Source organism: Cellulosilyticum ruminicola JCM 14822 (assembly GCF_001311925.1).
Lineage (GTDB): Bacteria > Bacillota > Clostridia > Lachnospirales > Cellulosilyticaceae > Cellulosilyticum > Cellulosilyticum ruminicola.
Window position 1 is genome coordinate 81,109 of the sequence record NZ_BBCG01000010.1, and the last position, 15,819, is coordinate 96,927.

The following is a 15,819-nucleotide window of genomic DNA, read 5'->3' on the forward strand; positions in this document are numbered from 1 at the left end:
TTTGATATCTTTGTGCAAAATCAATTTGCTACTGCATTTTAATCTCCAATGGTACCATCTCCTAACTTCTGTACTTCACATCTGATATGTCTTACATATCACATCCTCTGTACAATACTATTATGTGCAAGATATTCGATTTTATGCTTTAGGATTTTATCTAATTTTTACCATATCTTTTTGTACAATTTATCATATATTATTCTTCCTATCTTTTATTGATAAACTGTGTCAAAAAATACAACCTTTGTGATATATTCTACCGGTAACTCATCTTTACTTTCAATATTCTCGTTAAGTATTGCATTGATCTCATCTTTTGTATAAATTGCTGTATCTTGGAAATAACCATCTTGTCCAACATCTTCTAATGTTTTTGTTCTGAAGTAATCCCCAATAATTGAATTAATATCTTCTTTATACTTTGCAAGCTGCTTAGTAATTTGTGTTTTATATTTCGCTTTGTAATACACTTTACATCCTGTTGTAACAATATGTACTGATCCATTTTTCTCAGTCTTTGTATTAAAGTATCCTTTATCAATAAGAACCATTTGTTTATCTGGCTTCTCCTCAAATAAATTACCATCAAATACTACAAATATTACACCGAACACAACTGCTACTGTTACTAAAAAAGTAGTTAGCATTAAAATAATGATTGTCTTCTTGCTCATGCAATACCCTCCCTATACTTTTATTTCCTACTTTTAAAAATATCACGAATTAACTATATTTTCAATAAACATTAGCAATTTAACGTAACTATTTCACAAAAAAGCGGCCTTATATATCATATATCGGCCGCTTATCCTCTTATTTTTATTATTCAAACTTCTGTCGTTATTAGCTCATTATTTATTAAATCTTATTATTTTACAATACTTCCAGCATAGTATAATTCTGTTTTTTCTGCTACTAAGCTGCTGATACTACTCCAATCTGCATTGACCATACGTGTTTGCATTGTAAGTATGCCATTCGTTACACTTACATCTACATTTGGCATTGTAAGTTCTAAATAGTAACCTGTACTTGTTTTTACGAACTCAGCTTTTACATCACTGCCAACGCTTGCGTACCATGGTGCTGTATCTAATGAAAGACCTGCATTATCACACCAGAAATTCATTTCTTTTGCATCGTCTTTTGTAAAGTAGTAACGAACAACTACTTTTGATAAATCTATAGCACTGTCACTTGCTACTTTAATTGTAAAGATTGGATTATTAGAAAGACCGCTTTGTACAACGCTCATGCCCATTGCTACTGTTTCACCTGTAGTATCATCTTTTTGATCTTCATCTTTTTGATCTTCATCTTTTTGATCTTCATCTTTTTGATCTTCATCTTTTTGATCTTCATCTTTTTGATCTTCATCTTTTTGATCTTCATCTTTTTGATCTTCATCTTTTTGATCTTCATCTATATAAGTTTCAGTTGCTGTACCTATTACACTATTGCCATTTTTCACCATGTCATAGTTTACAACATCTCCACTTAAGAAATGCATTTTTAACGTAAATGCACCATCATTTGTTTCTTTGAAGAAGTTTTCTTGAATTTTTAAAGTATTATTTGTGTAATCTGGTAATAAATTATAACCAAATTCTTTGTAAGTTGTCCAGTTTTGAGGACCTACTGCATTGCCATTTTTATCTACTGCTTCAAATGTTTCAAGTATATCCCCTTTATATTGTACTGGAATAACAAAATTGCTTATTGTTCCTTGTGCATCACTCATAATTGGACGGTTATAGAAGTCTACATAAACGTTCCAATTTTTACCTGAGGAGAATTTGAATGTAAGTGTAGTATTTGTGCCATATGTATTTGTTACAACATCTTTTAAGTAGCTTGCTTTAATTGTGACATCATCACCATCTACTGTATAATCTTGCCCTAAAACTAATTCTTTGTTTGCATCACAAATACTTACAAGTGTATTACCGTTTAAAGTAAGTTTTTGTGTAACATCTTTAATCGCTTCACCTTTTTTAATATAAATGCGGTCTGATGTTGTGTAAGCTGATCTTCCTTCCCAGCTTGCTTTAATCATGTCAAAAAGTTCTTGATCTGACCATGTATAATTAGTACGGCTAAGGTGTTGGCCATTATCCCAAAGCATCATTGTAATATTTTTTTGATTTGTATAGTAACCAAGGTATTCCATATATTTCAGCATTTCGCCTTCTTCTACAGTTCCTAAATATGAGTCAAAACCAAGAAGTCCATATTCACCACAAATGACACCGATACCTTTTGCGCCAAGTCCATTGTAAACTCTATCAATAGCACTATCTACTTCGTCTTTTACCCAGCTATCAAATGTTGTACATCCTGCAATATTTACACCAAATGCCCATGGTCCATAGTAGTGGAATGTAGCAATAAGGTTAGGATCATCTAATTTTTTGATTGTGCTATATAAACTTTCTACGCGGTCTTCACTATCATTTGTATTAAGTGTTGGCATTACAATCATTCTTGTGTTATTGTTTCCGCCAGATTTTCTAATGATTTTATAACATGTTTCATTAACTTGTTCGTTGATTTTAATTTGCTGTGCATCTGAACCTACGAATTGTGGCTCATTTAAAGTTTCAAAGCATACTTCTTCTGGATAGTCTTTGAAGTAATCTGCAAGTTGTGTCCAAATTGCTTCGTACTGTGCCATAGCTGCACCATTGTCACTGCCAATGTTTTTAGCCCAGTTCCAAGAATCATGATGTACATTAATCATGACATAAAGATCTTCATCAAGGGCCCAGTTTACAACTTCTGCATAACGTGCTAAAAATGCAGGGTCAATTTTGTAATTTGGTGCACTGCCTGTCCTCATCACTGTTGTGAAAGGCATACGGATACTATTAAAGCCTTGTGCTTTAATTTGATGAATAAGTTCTTTTGTTACTTTTGGATTTCCCCAAGATTCTTCACCTCTGTCTCCATTGGTGTCATACCCATCAAAGGTATTTCCAAGGTTCCATCCTGGCTGCATTGCTTTTGCATACACCTGTGACGGCGTCAAACTTTGTTCAGTTGCTTTTACGATGCCTACATTGCCAATGTTAAAGAACATAACACATGCAAATGCCATCATAAAAACAAACACTTTCTTCATGTTTTTCATATGCTCTCCCCCTTTTTAGAATACAAAAAATTTTTACACATATAAATTTTAAATGTTTTACACTGCTAAAAATACCCTTATTTTTAGTAATATTTTATATTATTATTTATCCCCTTTTTCATCTTATGCCTAATTTGTATACTTTTTACGCATCTAAAAAATTTATACTTATATATTTTCACTAATCTTATAGCATATTTGATTTTTGCTTAAGGTTTTATTAAAATTCGAAGTATATACTGTCATAGGATAGGTCAGTTGACACAGCCTTTCATATACATATACATTTACATATACATTTACATATACATCTTCTTATCTATCACATCCATTAATGAATACCTCCCTCATTCATTAAACCAATTCATTAGTTCAAACTATGTATACAAAAACAGTCCCCAACAGCTTATTTGGGGACTGTTCTTTTTATATCTCATAATTACTGACTATACATTTTTAACTGCAAAGATAGTGTCTTTTTACAAGATCAATAATTTCTTTAGCTTGACTTGCTTGTGATGAAGGTACTTTAAATGAAATCGGTGCGCTATAAGCAGCTCCTGATGAAGCAATTGTTGTATTACCTTCTACGCCTATTTTAATATCTACATCTAAATCAAAGCTACCTGCTGTTTCATAAGAAACTGTTTTCACTACTTTTTTAGGGAAGAATTTTACTTCTACCTTTTTTCCTGTAACGCCTTGTACATCTACTGTATAAATACCATAGTTTGTTAAAACAATAGAATCTCTTATAAATTGATAAGAAGCAATTACCTGTTCATCATCAAAAAAGTATTCCTGCACATATTTTAAATCTGTGCCAACTGAAGCTTTACCTGTTAACTTATCATATAATCCCATAACTTCCTCCTCTAAAGCCTTGCCTCTTCTGCTTATCTTATTATTTTTAGTAAATTATATCATATTTTCACCAATTATTTTTATATCAATTAATCAGTAAATTGATTAATTGGTTGGTTTATTAATACATATATACAATGTCGCTTCATAAGGTCTAAGCTGTTTATTTTCTCCCCTATAGTTACAAAGGATTCTTTTATACCCCTTGCTACTTTGTTTGCGCCTTACAAATTTGCTACTTAAATTACATTCAATATAAAAGCACTTTTCAGCTGATTTTCTATAATAAGTTAATACATTTTTCTGTTTTTCATTCACAAAGGTTATCTCACCATAAATAAGTGCTTCGTTGGCCTTCCTCATAGCAATTAAAGTCTTATAAAAATAATAAATCGAGTTTTCTTGAGCCATCTGTGATTTTGCATTAAAGACTTTGTAATCTTCATCTCCTTTAATCCATGGCTTACCTGTTGTAAAGCCGCCGTTCTCCGTATCATCCCAAGGCATAGTGCTACGTCCATGATCTCTGCTGCCGCTAAGTATCTTTTGAAAAGCCATTTGCTCTGGCATTTTTTGAATAAGCTCTGCATATAAATTTAAACTTTCAATGTCTTTAAAGTCTTCAATTTGTGTAAAAGCCTTATTAATCATCCCTAGCTCCTGCCCTTGAAAAATAAAAGGTGTTCCCTTTAATGTAAGCTGAATCATGGCTAATAATTTGCCTAATACCACCCGATATTCTGGGTGCTGATTCACCTTAGAAATCATGCGGGGATTATCATGATTTTCATAAAACAAACTCATCCAGCAATTATTCCCATAGTCTTTCATCCATTTAATAAAATAATTTTTAAGATAATTTAAATCATACTCATAAACATCAAATCTACTATGCCCCGAAGACTCTAAGTGAGCAAAGGAAAATACCATATCTAATTCTTTCCGTTCTTTGGCAGTAAGCTGCTTACTCATTTCAATGCCTACTCCCGGCGTTTCACCTACGGTCATTACATCATATTTTCCAAAGGTTTGTTCACGCATTTCTCTCAGATAGTCATGTAAATGTGGTCCATAAAAATAATGTTCTATGCCATAATAATGCATCATTTCACCAATCTGTTTATTCCCATCTGGTAGTCCCTGACGCTTGGAAATATAATTAATTACATCTAATCTAAAGCCATCTATCCCTTCTCTAGCCACCAATTCATCATTTTATAAATCTCACTACGCATCTTAGGATTTTCCCAATTAAGGTCCATTTGTTTCTTAGAAAACAAATGAAGCCCCCAACGCTTAATGCTCTCATAATAATTCCAAGTGGAACCGCTAAAATAAGAAGTCCAGTTATTAGGTGGTGTTTCCTTGCTACCTTCTTTAAAGAGATAATAGTCCTTATAAGGAGATTCAGGATCTTTAATAACCTCTTTAAACCAAGGATGTTCATCGGAAGTATGATTTACAACCAAATCCATAATGAGCCGCATCTTTCGCTTATGCACCTCTTTTAAAAGTGTATCAAAGTCCTCCATAGTCCCAAACTCTGCCATTATCTTATAATAGTCTCTAATATCATAACCATTATCATCATTAGGTGAGTCATATATAGGGGATAGCCAAATAATATCAATCCCCAATCCTTTGAGATAATCTAACTTTTCTATAATCCCCTTTAAATCACCTATGCCATCTCCATTACTATCTTTGAAGCTTCTTGGATAAATTTGATAAACTATAGCTTCCTTCCACCACGTTCTCGTAATCTCTTCATCGCTTTGGACTACTGGCATTTCTGCTTCATTTAAGAGGTTTAAAAAGACTTCCCAAAAACCTTTATCTACTATTAATCTGGTAAAAGGCATAATTGTCTTAAGGCGTAAATTTCCTACAATAGGATTATTAATCACATGTTCACTTTGCCCCATTTGTAACAAAAGGCAATTCAATATATCTCTCCCTACTGGACTGGCATAAATTTCTTTGATTTTACTGTCCTTATTTAAGATTTCCACAGCATTTTCCCCTTTCAGCCCTTATATAGTCCTATTTTCTTTATCATGTTATAATTGACTTATTAAATTACTTATACTATTTTATGGAGAAATCTTATGAAAATAACACTTAATGACACAGAAATTTTCTTTCATGTGCAATATAGCAAACGAAAAAAAATGACTTTAGAAGCCACAGCCGAAGGGCATATCACTGTTAAAGCCCCTTCTAAATCTACAGAAGAAGACATTATGGCCTTTATGAGAGCCAATAATAAAGTCCTTGTAGATTTTCAAAAACGCCTTGAAAATAGAAAGTTTATCTCAAGCCAAAAGAAATATAACGAAGATGAAAACTTCTTATACCTTGGAAAAGCTTGTACTTTAGGAGATTTACTTGAAGTCATTCCTGAAACAGAAGAAGAAATCCAAATGGCCCTAAAAAAATTCTATACAACCAAAACAAAAGAAATCATCAAAAAACGCGTGAAACACTTTGAAAAAGTCATTGGGGTTAAAGCTAAAAGCATGATGATTGTGGACTCACCTAAGTCTTGGGGAACATGTAATGGACTCAAAGAATTAACATTTAATTATAGACTCTCAATGGCACCTTTGAATGTCATTGATTATGTGGTAATCCATGAGTTATGTCATATATTACATTTAAATCATGACCGTTCATTTTGGAGAAAGGTAGGGGCATTTGATCCTAATTATGAGGCTCACCAAAACTATCTGGCGCGCTTCAATGGGGTGATGACTATATAATTGTGGTGCGTGGCTGCCTGTTATGGAAGAAGATTGGGAAGGCGTTTTTTCTTGGTCCATGTTTTGATGCTTTGTTCTTTGAGGAATTCGACGAAGCTTTCGATACGTTCGGTTTGGTCGAAAATGGCTAGGCCGTAGTAGTAGACTGCTTTGTCTTCGTTGTAGATGATGATTGGTGGATAGCGGTAAATGAGGAGGTAGTAGTTCATAAGGATTCTGCCTACTCTACCGTTGCCGTCTGCAAAAGGGTGGATGGCTTCGAAGTTTAGGTGGAAATAGACTACGGCTGTGAGGGGATTGTCGCCTTTATAATCGTTAACTTCTTGGCAAAGGCTGTAGATTTCTGCGGCTACGTCTTTTCTGGGGTGGTGCCTACCGCGTCTCCTTCTCCTATAATATATTCATGCACTTTATATTGACCTAGATATTCTCCTTTCATATATCTTGCTTCATCGTAGCAGCCGATCATGAGGAGTTTATGCACTTTTTTGATTAGGCCTTCTGATAATGGGGTTCTCTTGATGATTTCTCCTGTTAAGAAGTCAACGCATATTTTTTGATTTTTGATTTCATATAATGTCTTTAGTTCTCCTGTGTAATTGACCACTCTTCCATTTTCAAAAATTTCACGAGTATCTTCATAAGTCGTTTCAGGATTTTCAATCAGATTGGAATGATAGGCAAAGAAAATCCTAAAGTTATCTAATGCAATTTCTAAATCCGTTATATCCTTAATGCGTTTATTGCACCAGTTTTTGACGACTTCTAAATAATCCATTGTTTCACCTCTTATGATTAAATCTATCTCTTGTTTTTCTAGTATGTATCATTTTGTGCATTTAGATAACAACTATGGTAAAATTAATCAAACCAACGTATCTGCGCTGATATGTATATAGACTTTTTAAATAAAATTGTAGGTGTCATTTTCGCCCTAACAAACTTTGCTTATTGGTTATTTGTAACAGATTTAGGCGTTGATCGCGATTATGAAAAACAAGGCATTGGCACGAAACTAATGTAAGAAGCTCACCACATAGCTGGAGGTGAAAAGGATATCAATGTTTATCTTTGTGCCAATGATGCGGCTATCAATTTTTATGAAAAGCTGGGTATGCGCAAATCTAATGATATTATGAAATATTGCAAAGCAGATTGGACAAGCTTTACAATAAAATGAAGATGTCGCAAGGTTAATCTTAACTTTGCGACATCCCCATTTCTTAACTTTCTTATCTTAGCTTTCTTATCTTAGCTTTTTTATTCCTATCCCTATTAATGTGCCTACTAAAATTAGAATGGCTATGGCACTTCCTATAACGCCTATGCCTATTTGTAAGCCCCAATTTCTTGTTAATGTGGTTAACATAGCTAACACACATACTAGTACACAAACTGCTATTAGAATTATCCTACTTTTTATAGTCTTAATCTTTTTGCCACAGTAAATGCCTATACCTAAAATTATCAGGTCTACAATGATTAATTCTAAACTTAATGGCTGTTTAAACCACTCAAAAACAATATCCATAGCATGCTCCTTGCATGTTGATTTATATAGCCAGTTTATCTTAATATGTCAGCAATCTCAATCTATATTTTTATGGCTTCACCTACAAAACTATTTCCTAGTCTATATGCTTACTGCTTACCCTACAAGTTTATTTCTAAGCTTTGTAGAGAAGAATTCTATAATGATAATAAGTACTGCTAGCCCTATAATAATAGCGCCTGCTTCATGCCATCTATACGAACTCATGGCAAATATTAATGGAGCACCTATACCACCAGCTGCTACTAATCCTAAGATGGCAGCATCTCTAATATTCATATCGAAACGATAAATAAGCGTTGATAAGAAACTAGGTAGAAGCTGTGGCAAAATGCCATAGCGAATCTTTTCAAAAGTAGTACACCCTAGAGCATCAAAAGATTCTAGTATATGCGTATCCATATCTTCTATAGCTTCTTTATACAGTTTACACAGCATCCCAATAGAGATAAAAGACATACTTAAAAGACCTGCAAAAGGTCCAGGCCCTGTTACTCTAATGAACATTAAACCATAAACAAAGGCTGGTATAGTTCGAATAGCCATAATCAACATACGGACTATGAAGGCTACTCCCTTTGGTACTACATTGGAAGCAGATAAAAAGGCCAATGGCACTGCTAGCATCCCGCCTACAATGGTTCCTAAAAATGCGATACATACAGTTTCAAGAAGTAAATACGGTACGCCCTGCATAGTTAAATTAAAAAGTAAAGCACCATCAGGCTGTAAAATCCCAGTTATGATTCCTTTAGCAATATTTAACCCATCTTCTTTAATGGCACCTATAGCGCCTACTTGCATGCTCCATATGACTAAAGCAACGATTAAAACAAAGGTACTCATCTTCTCTAGTGCCTTTGAAGGATATTTATTTAATTGTACTGCAATTCTATCTTCCATTTTCTCACCTCCCCCTTAAGTCAAACGTTTTTCTTAAAGCACGGCTAATGCTTTCGATAATAAATACGGTGATATATAACATCAGTAAAATCATACCCACACATTCATATTCACGCCAGCCGATTTTCTCATTTAAAATAAGGCCAATTCCGCCAGCCCCTACATAACCTAAGATGGCTGCATAACGCACATTTCCTTCAAAGCAAAATAAAGTAGTGGATAAATAAATAGGTAAAACTTGTGGTACTACAGCTTTAATAAAGGCATATAACTTGCCATTTCCCATAGATTCCATAGCTTCAAAAGGCCCCATAAATACCGTTTCAATCTGCTCATACATAATCTTACCTACATAAGCAAAGGTGAAGATACATATTGAAACTGTTCCTGCGAAGCTGCCGAGTCCAAATATGTAAGTTGCAATAAGGGCTGTCACTAAAGTTGGAATAGCTCTTAATATACTAATAAGTAAACGGGTAAGACCTACAAGTATCCTAGACTTCATAATATTTGAAGCCGCAATGATTGCAAAGGGAATCGCTAAAACAGCCCCCACTAAAGTTCCTAAGAAAGACATTTGAATGGTCGCAATTAGTGGTCCCCATACCTTGGCTGCATAGTTTAAATCAGGTGGAAACATCTGTCCTAGCAGTATAAAGAACTCTTTCCACCTACGCATAAGCAGGCCTAAGTCAAACCCTGTAATCACCACAGAAAGATAAGTAAAAGCAAGGACAATAACTAAAATGAGTGGTACCATAGAACGTTTCTTTGTGATACATTTGCCATTAGATAGTACTAACTGTTTCCCCTTTAACAAATTCGACATTTTTTGCATCTATAGTCCCCTCCTTTTCTTCCCCATAAATGCAGTCTAAAACTGCTTGATTCACCTCACTTGCCTTACCATCAAATACGATTCTTCCGGCCTTAATACCCACAATACGATCTACATATTTGAGCGCCATATCAATATGGTGAATATTAATAATCACGGTGATATTGTCTTCTCTATTAATACGCTTAAAATCCTCCATAACTTGTACTGCTGTAATAGGGTCCAATGAAGCAACTGGCTCATCCGCTAAAATGATTTGTGGCTTTTGCAAAAGCGTTCTTGCTAAAGCTACCCTTTGTTGCTGTCCACCAGATAATTGATCCACACGCATATAGGCCTTATCCAAAATCCCTTCTCGGTCTAAAGCTTCTAAAGCCTCGATTTGTTCCTTCTTTGTAAAGATACCTAAAAGCACACGCCAAAAAGGCATATCAGATACTTTGGCCGTTAAGACATTTTGAATCGCTGTCGTACGTGGTACTAAATTAAAGGATTGAAAAATCATCCCAATTTGTCGTCGAAAACGTCTTAGACTTTTTCCCTTTAAATTGCTGATATTTTCGCCATTTACAACTAATGTGCCATCCGTTACACTAATCATCTTATTAATCGAACGAATCAAAGTAGATTTTCCAGCCCCTGAAAGCCCAATTATAGCCACGAACTCTCCTTGTTCAATCTTCAAATTAATATCCGTTAACGCCTTAAACCCATTACTATACGTCTTATTCACATGCTCAAATAAAATCATGGCTCTCCCCTTTCTTGTCCTAGCTTAGGTTACGTAAATGTAGAAAGGAAGGCTTTGCTGCTACTAGTCTACCTGTAAAGTAATTTAATAATCATCCAACTTAAAATGATCATTAATTACAAAAGGCGTAGCTAGTAGTAACAAATCCTCCCTGCAGCTACTTTACTATCCTAATTAATTATTTTCTCTTGCAAGTTTTTGTGCTTCACGTTCATTATCATAATCTGCACTATTGGCAACTTGATAACCTTCATGTGAATAAATTGCAATAACAGATTTACCTTCTTCTGTTTGACCAATTTTAATAAAGGCATTTTGAAGTGCTGTCTTAAAAGCATCATCCATGATTTCTGAGCTCTTGCTTACACTAATTGTATCATTATAAATAGCAGGTGTTACACCGATTACATTTGTTTCTTCCCAAATAGATGTGTTTCTTGCATATTCTGATGTCCATTTACCTTCATAATCTCTACGGGCATCTGCATAAGTTAAAAGTACATCAACTTGACCTGAAGCAAGTCTTGCCATAGCACTACCATAAGAATCTGATTGAACTGCATGGCTTAAATCTGTAATGCTCTTACTATAGTTATTTTTAAGCCATAATGAAGGATAAATATATCCTGCTGGAGAAGATGATGACATAATACTCCAGTTCGCACTATTTAAGTCATCAAAACTTAAAGCTTCACCATTATTAACTTTGCTAGCAAGCTCTTGACCCTTTTCAGATGGTCCTGCAATAATGAGGGCGCGATAAGAATTCGTTTGCTGACCTGAAGAAGTTGTAGGCTGACCATCATTCCAAGCTTTGGCTTCATCAGCATCTTTATTTAATCCTTCTCTTGTCGCTGTTAAAATGACATCTGCTCCATCATCATAAAGTACATAAGTTCCACCTGGGATAAATCCAATATCTGCTGTACCTGCAGATAAAGCTTCTCCAACGGCTTCATAGCTAGTACCTACTTGAATATCAATATTTTTCACATCATAACCTTCATCTTGTAAACTACTCTTTAAAAGTTCCTTAAGTGGCTCAGTCGTTGCAATGATTTCTTCTGGTTCTCTAGAAGGTACGAAATATACCCCCAGCTTTTCAATAGTTTTTAAAGTCACTTCACTATTTGCCTGTTCTGCATTATCTGTATTTTCTACTGCACTATTTGTGTTTTGTGTGCTGTCACCACAGCCTACCATACCTACTGCTAATGACAACATACATGTCATTCCTAAAAGTTTTTTCATCCATTTACTCACTTCAAAATCCCCCTCTATTTTTAATACATAATCTCTTGTAAATCCCTTAAGAGATTGTTACTTTATCTGTTAAAACATTTTTAGTACCTTGTTTAATTCTAAGGTTAGCTGCACCATCTGTTTTGAGTTTATAAACAAATGTCTTATATGCTACACCATTTTCATCAGCTGTTAAAGTAAAGTAATCACTATAACCATAAGCTGTAGGATAAGTACCATCCTCTTTCATAAATAAACCAATTTGTGTACCGCCATCTAAATAAGCACCTACTCTTAAGTTACTAAGTGTTTGATTTGGCTGCATATTCGTTACACGAACCGTAATGGCTGTTTCATTTGCTACTTTTAGTGTTGAAGCATAAATCATATCATAAACTGGTGTACCTACTGCTTTTGAAGAATCTACTTCATCGGCTGTTACAGTCATTTTCTCTGTTAATATCTTTTTACTTCCTTGTTTAATACGAATATTAATATCACCTAATGTACCTGGTTTAAGCTTAAATACTAAAATTGTACTAGCATGACCATTGTCATCTGTGGTAAAGCTGAAATCATCACTATAACCATAGCTTGTAGGCCAACTTTTAGAAAGCTTCTTAAACAAACCAACTTGTGTCCCGCCATCTAAATAAGCCCCAATGCGGTAATTGCTATAAGTTGTATTAGGTGTTAAATTATTAAATTCAAGTGTTAAAGGAAGTTCTTGATCAGCGATTACATAATTTGGCTGATTAATCACATAAGCCGCATCTTCTACTGGCGTTGGTGTTGGATCTGGACTTGATATTGGTGTATCTCCAGATTCATCTATATATTTATAAGCCCCATTTGCAAAAGTAGTACTATCATACCATTTATAGCTGCCACTAGCCGTTGCCCATGGTTCGCTTTGTGGCTCTGTAGAATTTTCAGGTGTTTCAAAATCATATAAAGCTGTAGCTGTATCTAAAGTGATACCTTGATCTGCAAAACTTGTATAATCTTCTTGATTTGCAAGCCAATTTGTGAGTTGCATTAAAAGTAACGCATCATCTTCTTCTTTGTAACCATCATAAGTTGTCTTTTTCTTGCCAGTTTCTTCTTTTAAATATTTAGGTGTAGCATCTTCTACTAAAGAAGAATCTCCGATAAAGGCTGCTTTTCCTTTACCTTTCTTAGCAATAGCTACATAAGCCCCTTCTGCAATACCTCCATTATTATAAACACCTTGATCTACGGCTGAAGACCATTTACTGATACCGCCTTCTGGTGTATAAATAATGCCTTTTGCTACTTGAGGATTTGTAATCGCTACAGTAGAACCTGCATGCATAGCCACAGAGCTAATGCCACTTGTAATATTGAAACATTCCCCCGGCGCTACAATTTGATTCGCACTTAAATCACCTAAAGCATTATAACGGAATCTTACTCCAAATTCTGTACTAAGCCAGTCACTGCTGACTACCTCTTGCATAGCTGCTGAATTTCTTTCACCACTATTCATACCTTTTGCTGGATCATCATAAGCCCCTCTTCGATAGCCATTAAAAACTTCTGAAGAATCCCATCTATTTTTATTACGGTCTGCATTATAATGATCCGCAATAAAGAGGATACTTCCGCCATCTGCTACATATTGGGCAAGAGCTTCTTGTTCCGAAACCTTAAAAGGCACATTAGCTTCTGGTATAACAAATACAGCAGCATCACTTAAATCACTATATGTAATGCTACTTCCCTTTCTAAGTTCTTTCACACTATAGCCTTCTCCTGCTAGGTCATTGGCAAAATCCGAGAAACCACCATCAATGACCCAATCTGCTGCCCCAGCTGTTTGAGCATGTGCATTATCAAATAAAATCATCTTACCATTATCAGCTGTTGGTGTAATTACTGGTGACGTATCTGCATAAATTCCATAACCAGCTTGCATCATAGCTAAACCTAAAGTAACAAGTGTTGCAATTTGTTTCTTTCCCCTAAACTTCTTGCTATTCATGGTTTTCTCATCTCCTTAATCTTTTTACTCTTTTATTCTACATGATTTTCTATCTTCCAACTAGTGGATTTTAGTAAATTTTTAGAACATTGTGCAAATTTAAGTATTAAAAAAATAAACTAGCTATAGCTTATGCTATTTAACTAGTTTTATTTTATTACCCACTATGGATATATATGATTATTACAACCAGTTCTTTTTCAAAAGTTCTTTTAAAATTCCTACTGCTTCCTCTCCTATTTTGTTTGCAATCTCTTTTTCTATAGTCATCTTAAGGTCTTTGCTCTTTTCACAATATATTTCACCCTTTTCTGTGAGCCTCGCATACTTCCCCTTGCTTTCTTCTGAAGTTTCAAAAGTTAAATACCCTTGCTGCTCTAATTGTTTCGCACACTTGGACATAGCTTGCCTTGAAATGTTAGCTTGCCTTGCTACCTCTGCTAAAGAAATGCGTCCCATACCCAACTTCGCCAAGAGCATTGCTTCTGTATGTGAAATCTGATCCGTCATTGTCTCTTCCCATCTTTCTTCTACAGCACGTCTTAGCACAATATGTTTTTCACTAATTAAATCAATCAAATTTAAATCTTTTAATACCTCTTTCATTAGACACTTTACCTCAATATATCCCTTTTATTTTATATTATTATAACTTTTAACCTCTTAAATAACCATCTAAAGTTATGTTTTATCACATTGTCAACTTAGTTGACATTATGCCCATAATCAGCTAAAATAATCAAGTCAACTTAGTTGACAAATTAAAATTCGAAAGGATATGACTATGGGACAAACAAAAACTCAAAAGAACATTTTCACATTAATGATGTGCTTTGGTATGGTACTTGGCATGACAGCTTATAACATGCTTTTAAATGAAGGCTTCCACTCAGCTTCTATTTTCTTCACAAACTTATTTAAAGAATTCTGGCTCGGATTTATCGTAGCCCTTATATTAGACGTATTTGTAGTAGGTAAAATTGCAAAAGGTATCGCTTTTAAAATCGTTAAACCTAATAAAGATATAAAACCTATTAAACTTATTTTAACAATCTCTTGCTGCATGGTAATCGGTATGGTGATTTGTATGTCACTCTTTGGTGCAATCATGATAGCAGGTTTCAATATAGGCGCACTTAAACTTTATCCATTATGCATTGTACGTAACTTCGTAATGGCTTTACCACTTAACTTATTAATTGTTTCACCAATTGTAAGATTTATCTTCGGTAAAATCTTCCCTAGTGCATAATAAAAATATTTTTTAATGGCAAAAAAAGGCCTTCTATCTTATAAATAATTTCTAAACTTATTTTTAATAATATAACAACATGTGCTAGATTATCTCAACTTATAAATAGGATAAATATGGTAATACATCAGGCTGTATAATCCCTAAAATAATTATACTAAAGTCTATTTATCCAAATATTAAATGCTTAATCTGTCCAGTTTCTTTATTACCAAGGCATTTATTCATGAAATATACGATGTTATGCCCTAAAATTTAACTAACACAACTCGTTATTCTTTGAATCTAAAAGTCCTAAAGACACTACTTTTGCAAATGTCTCAGGTAGAAGTTTAGAATGACGTTTCATAAAACCAGTTGATTTTGCAACTTTTTCTATAAAAGATGGTATAAAAAGTTTAAAAAATCTAGATACTAATCTTGCGATATGCATGGGAAACCTCCTAATCTGAGTACTATTAGACTATAGAGGTTTCCCATTTTTATTGAATTTATTACTGGAAAATTTTATTTATAA

The 15,819-nt window shown here is 34.2% G+C and carries 16 protein-coding genes and 2 pseudogenes; 3 read left to right on the plus strand and 15 right to left on the minus strand.

The window, feature by feature from the left end:
* Positions 1 to 215 precede the first annotated feature (215 nt).
* The 4 genes and pseudogenes from JCM14822_RS05680 to JCM14822_RS24855 all read right to left on the minus strand — a co-directional run bounded on the left by JCM14822_RS05680 (position 216) and on the right by JCM14822_RS24855 (position 5,922).
* Positions 216 to 677 (minus strand): hypothetical protein, encoded by a 462-nt coding sequence (locus tag JCM14822_RS05680; RefSeq protein ID WP_054740453.1) that lies wholly within the window; start codon positions 675 to 677, stop codon positions 216 to 218.
* 194 nt (positions 678 to 871) lie between these two features.
* Positions 872 to 3,133 carry a cellulase family glycosylhydrolase gene (locus JCM14822_RS05685; protein ID WP_054740454.1) on the minus strand — a complete coding sequence of 754 codons (2,262 nt, stop codon included), beginning with the start codon at positions 3,131 to 3,133 and terminating at the stop codon, positions 872 to 874.
* A gap of 456 nt (positions 3,134 to 3,589) precedes the next feature.
* On the minus strand, positions 3,590 to 3,997 hold the full coding sequence (locus JCM14822_RS05690; RefSeq protein ID WP_054740456.1) for a PH domain-containing protein: 408 nt from the start codon (positions 3,995 to 3,997) through the stop codon (positions 3,590 to 3,592).
* Positions 3,998 to 4,102: 105 nt separating this feature from the next.
* Positions 4,103 to 5,922: pseudogene (locus JCM14822_RS24855) on the minus strand (alpha-glucosidase).
* A gap of 183 nt (positions 5,923 to 6,105) precedes the next feature.
* Between JCM14822_RS24855 and JCM14822_RS05700 the strand changes: the two are divergent.
* A complete protein-coding gene (locus tag JCM14822_RS05700) occupies positions 6,106 to 6,759 on the plus strand; it encodes a M48 family metallopeptidase (protein WP_054740458.1) in 654 nt (217 codons plus the stop codon).
* Between the two features lie 20 nt (positions 6,760 to 6,779).
* On the opposite strand, the gene JCM14822_RS21630 is transcribed toward JCM14822_RS05700, so the two are convergent.
* From JCM14822_RS21630 to JCM14822_RS05705, 3 genes and pseudogenes are all read right to left on the minus strand, one after another.
* Positions 6,780 to 6,968, minus strand: a complete 189-nt coding sequence (locus JCM14822_RS21630; protein WP_242861414.1) for a hypothetical protein — start codon at positions 6,966 to 6,968, stop codon at positions 6,780 to 6,782.
* 45 nt (positions 6,969 to 7,013) lie between these two features.
* Positions 7,014 to 7,160, minus strand: a pseudogene (locus JCM14822_RS24860) (hypothetical protein); the annotation flags it as partial.
* Positions 7,109 to 7,537, minus strand: a complete 429-nt coding sequence (locus JCM14822_RS05705) for a Fic family protein (RefSeq protein ID WP_054740459.1) — start codon at positions 7,535 to 7,537, stop codon at positions 7,109 to 7,111. The pseudogene JCM14822_RS24860 and the gene JCM14822_RS05705, both read right to left, overlap by 52 nt.
* A 111-nt stretch (positions 7,538 to 7,648) precedes the next feature.
* Between JCM14822_RS05705 and JCM14822_RS24865 the strand changes: the two genes are divergently transcribed.
* Entirely contained in the window at positions 7,649 to 7,783 is a 135-nt protein-coding gene (locus JCM14822_RS24865) for a GNAT family N-acetyltransferase (RefSeq protein ID WP_157047646.1), read from the plus strand.
* Between the two features lie 222 nt (positions 7,784 to 8,005).
* Here JCM14822_RS24865 and JCM14822_RS05710 read toward each other — a convergent pair whose 3' ends face one another.
* From JCM14822_RS05710 to JCM14822_RS05740, 7 genes are all read right to left on the minus strand, one after another.
* Positions 8,006 to 8,290 carry a hypothetical protein gene (locus JCM14822_RS05710; RefSeq protein ID WP_054740461.1) on the minus strand — a complete coding sequence of 95 codons (285 nt, stop codon included), beginning with the start codon at positions 8,288 to 8,290 and terminating at the stop codon, positions 8,006 to 8,008.
* 117 nt (positions 8,291 to 8,407) lie between these two features.
* On the minus strand, positions 8,408 to 9,214 hold the full coding sequence (gene phnE / locus JCM14822_RS05715; protein ID WP_054740463.1) for a phosphonate ABC transporter, permease protein PhnE: 807 nt from the start codon (positions 9,212 to 9,214) through the stop codon (positions 8,408 to 8,410).
* A gap of 4 nt (positions 9,215 to 9,218) precedes the next feature.
* Complete coding sequence (phnE, locus tag JCM14822_RS05720) at positions 9,219 to 10,052, minus strand: phosphonate ABC transporter, permease protein PhnE (RefSeq protein WP_054740465.1); 834 nt, start codon at positions 10,050 to 10,052, stop codon at positions 9,219 to 9,221.
* Positions 10,003 to 10,803: a phosphonate ABC transporter ATP-binding protein gene (gene phnC, locus JCM14822_RS05725; protein ID WP_054740467.1), complete on the minus strand. Its 801-nt coding sequence runs from the start codon at positions 10,801 to 10,803 to the stop codon at positions 10,003 to 10,005. The genes phnE (JCM14822_RS05720) and phnC overlap by 50 nt, the downstream gene beginning before the upstream one ends.
* A gap of 174 nt (positions 10,804 to 10,977) precedes the next feature.
* Positions 10,978 to 12,054, minus strand: coding sequence for a phosphate/phosphite/phosphonate ABC transporter substrate-binding protein (locus JCM14822_RS05730; RefSeq protein WP_054740479.1), 1,077 nt, complete (start codon positions 12,052 to 12,054; stop codon positions 10,978 to 10,980).
* A 58-nt stretch (positions 12,055 to 12,112) separates the two neighbouring features.
* Positions 12,113 to 14,050, minus strand: a complete 1,938-nt coding sequence (locus JCM14822_RS05735; protein ID WP_207643254.1) for a DNA-binding protein — start codon at positions 14,048 to 14,050, stop codon at positions 12,113 to 12,115.
* Positions 14,051 to 14,233: 183 nt separating this feature from the next.
* Positions 14,234 to 14,656, minus strand: coding sequence for a MarR family winged helix-turn-helix transcriptional regulator (locus JCM14822_RS05740; RefSeq protein ID WP_054740469.1), 423 nt, complete (start codon positions 14,654 to 14,656; stop codon positions 14,234 to 14,236).
* Positions 14,657 to 14,834: 178 nt separating this feature from the next.
* Between JCM14822_RS05740 and JCM14822_RS05745 the strand changes: the two genes are divergently transcribed.
* Entirely contained in the window at positions 14,835 to 15,302 is a 468-nt protein-coding gene (locus JCM14822_RS05745) for a DUF2798 domain-containing protein (protein WP_054740471.1), read from the plus strand.
* A 259-nt stretch (positions 15,303 to 15,561) separates the two neighbouring features.
* Here JCM14822_RS05745 and JCM14822_RS20065 read toward each other — a convergent pair whose 3' ends face one another.
* The gene (locus JCM14822_RS20065) at positions 15,562 to 15,735 is read right to left on the minus strand and encodes a hypothetical protein (RefSeq protein WP_157047647.1); all 174 of its coding nucleotides are present in this window, start codon (positions 15,733 to 15,735) and stop codon (positions 15,562 to 15,564) included.
* Between the last annotated feature and the right edge of the window lie 84 nt (positions 15,736 to 15,819).

Coding starts and splice junctions, on each gene's coding strand:
- JCM14822_RS05705 (WP_054740459.1), bottom strand. CDS start 7,537: ATGGATTATTTAGAAGTCGTCAAAAACTGGTGCAATAAACGCATTAAG.
- JCM14822_RS21630 (WP_242861414.1), bottom strand. CDS start 6,968: ATGAACTACTACCTCCTCATTTACCGCTATCCACCAATCATCATCTAC.
- JCM14822_RS05700 (WP_054740458.1), top strand. CDS start 6,106: ATGAAAATAACACTTAATGACACAGAAATTTTCTTTCATGTGCAATAT.
- JCM14822_RS05745 (WP_054740471.1), top strand. CDS start 14,835: ATGGGACAAACAAAAACTCAAAAGAACATTTTCACATTAATGATGTGC.
- JCM14822_RS05735 (WP_207643254.1), bottom strand. CDS start 14,050: ATGAATAGCAAGAAGTTTAGGGGAAAGAAACAAATTGCAACACTTGTT.
- phnE (WP_054740465.1), bottom strand. CDS start 10,052: ATGCAAAAAATGTCGAATTTGTTAAAGGGGAAACAGTTAGTACTATCT.
- JCM14822_RS05680 (WP_054740453.1), bottom strand. CDS start 677: ATGAGCAAGAAGACAATCATTATTTTAATGCTAACTACTTTTTTAGTA.
- phnE (WP_054740463.1), bottom strand. CDS start 9,214: ATGGAAGATAGAATTGCAGTACAATTAAATAAATATCCTTCAAAGGCA.
- phnC (WP_054740467.1), bottom strand. CDS start 10,803: ATGATTTTATTTGAGCATGTGAATAAGACGTATAGTAATGGGTTTAAG.
- JCM14822_RS05730 (WP_054740479.1), bottom strand. CDS start 12,054: ATGAAAAAACTTTTAGGAATGACATGTATGTTGTCATTAGCAGTAGGT.
- JCM14822_RS05710 (WP_054740461.1), bottom strand. CDS start 8,290: ATGGATATTGTTTTTGAGTGGTTTAAACAGCCATTAAGTTTAGAATTA.
- JCM14822_RS05685 (WP_054740454.1), bottom strand. CDS start 3,133: ATGAAAAACATGAAGAAAGTGTTTGTTTTTATGATGGCATTTGCATGT.
- JCM14822_RS05690 (WP_054740456.1), bottom strand. CDS start 3,997: ATGGGATTATATGATAAGTTAACAGGTAAAGCTTCAGTTGGCACAGAT.
- JCM14822_RS24865 (WP_157047646.1), top strand. CDS start 7,649: ATGTATATAGACTTTTTAAATAAAATTGTAGGTGTCATTTTCGCCCTA.
- JCM14822_RS05740 (WP_054740469.1), bottom strand. CDS start 14,656: ATGAAAGAGGTATTAAAAGATTTAAATTTGATTGATTTAATTAGTGAA.
- JCM14822_RS20065 (WP_157047647.1), bottom strand. CDS start 15,735: ATGCATATCGCAAGATTAGTATCTAGATTTTTTAAACTTTTTATACCA.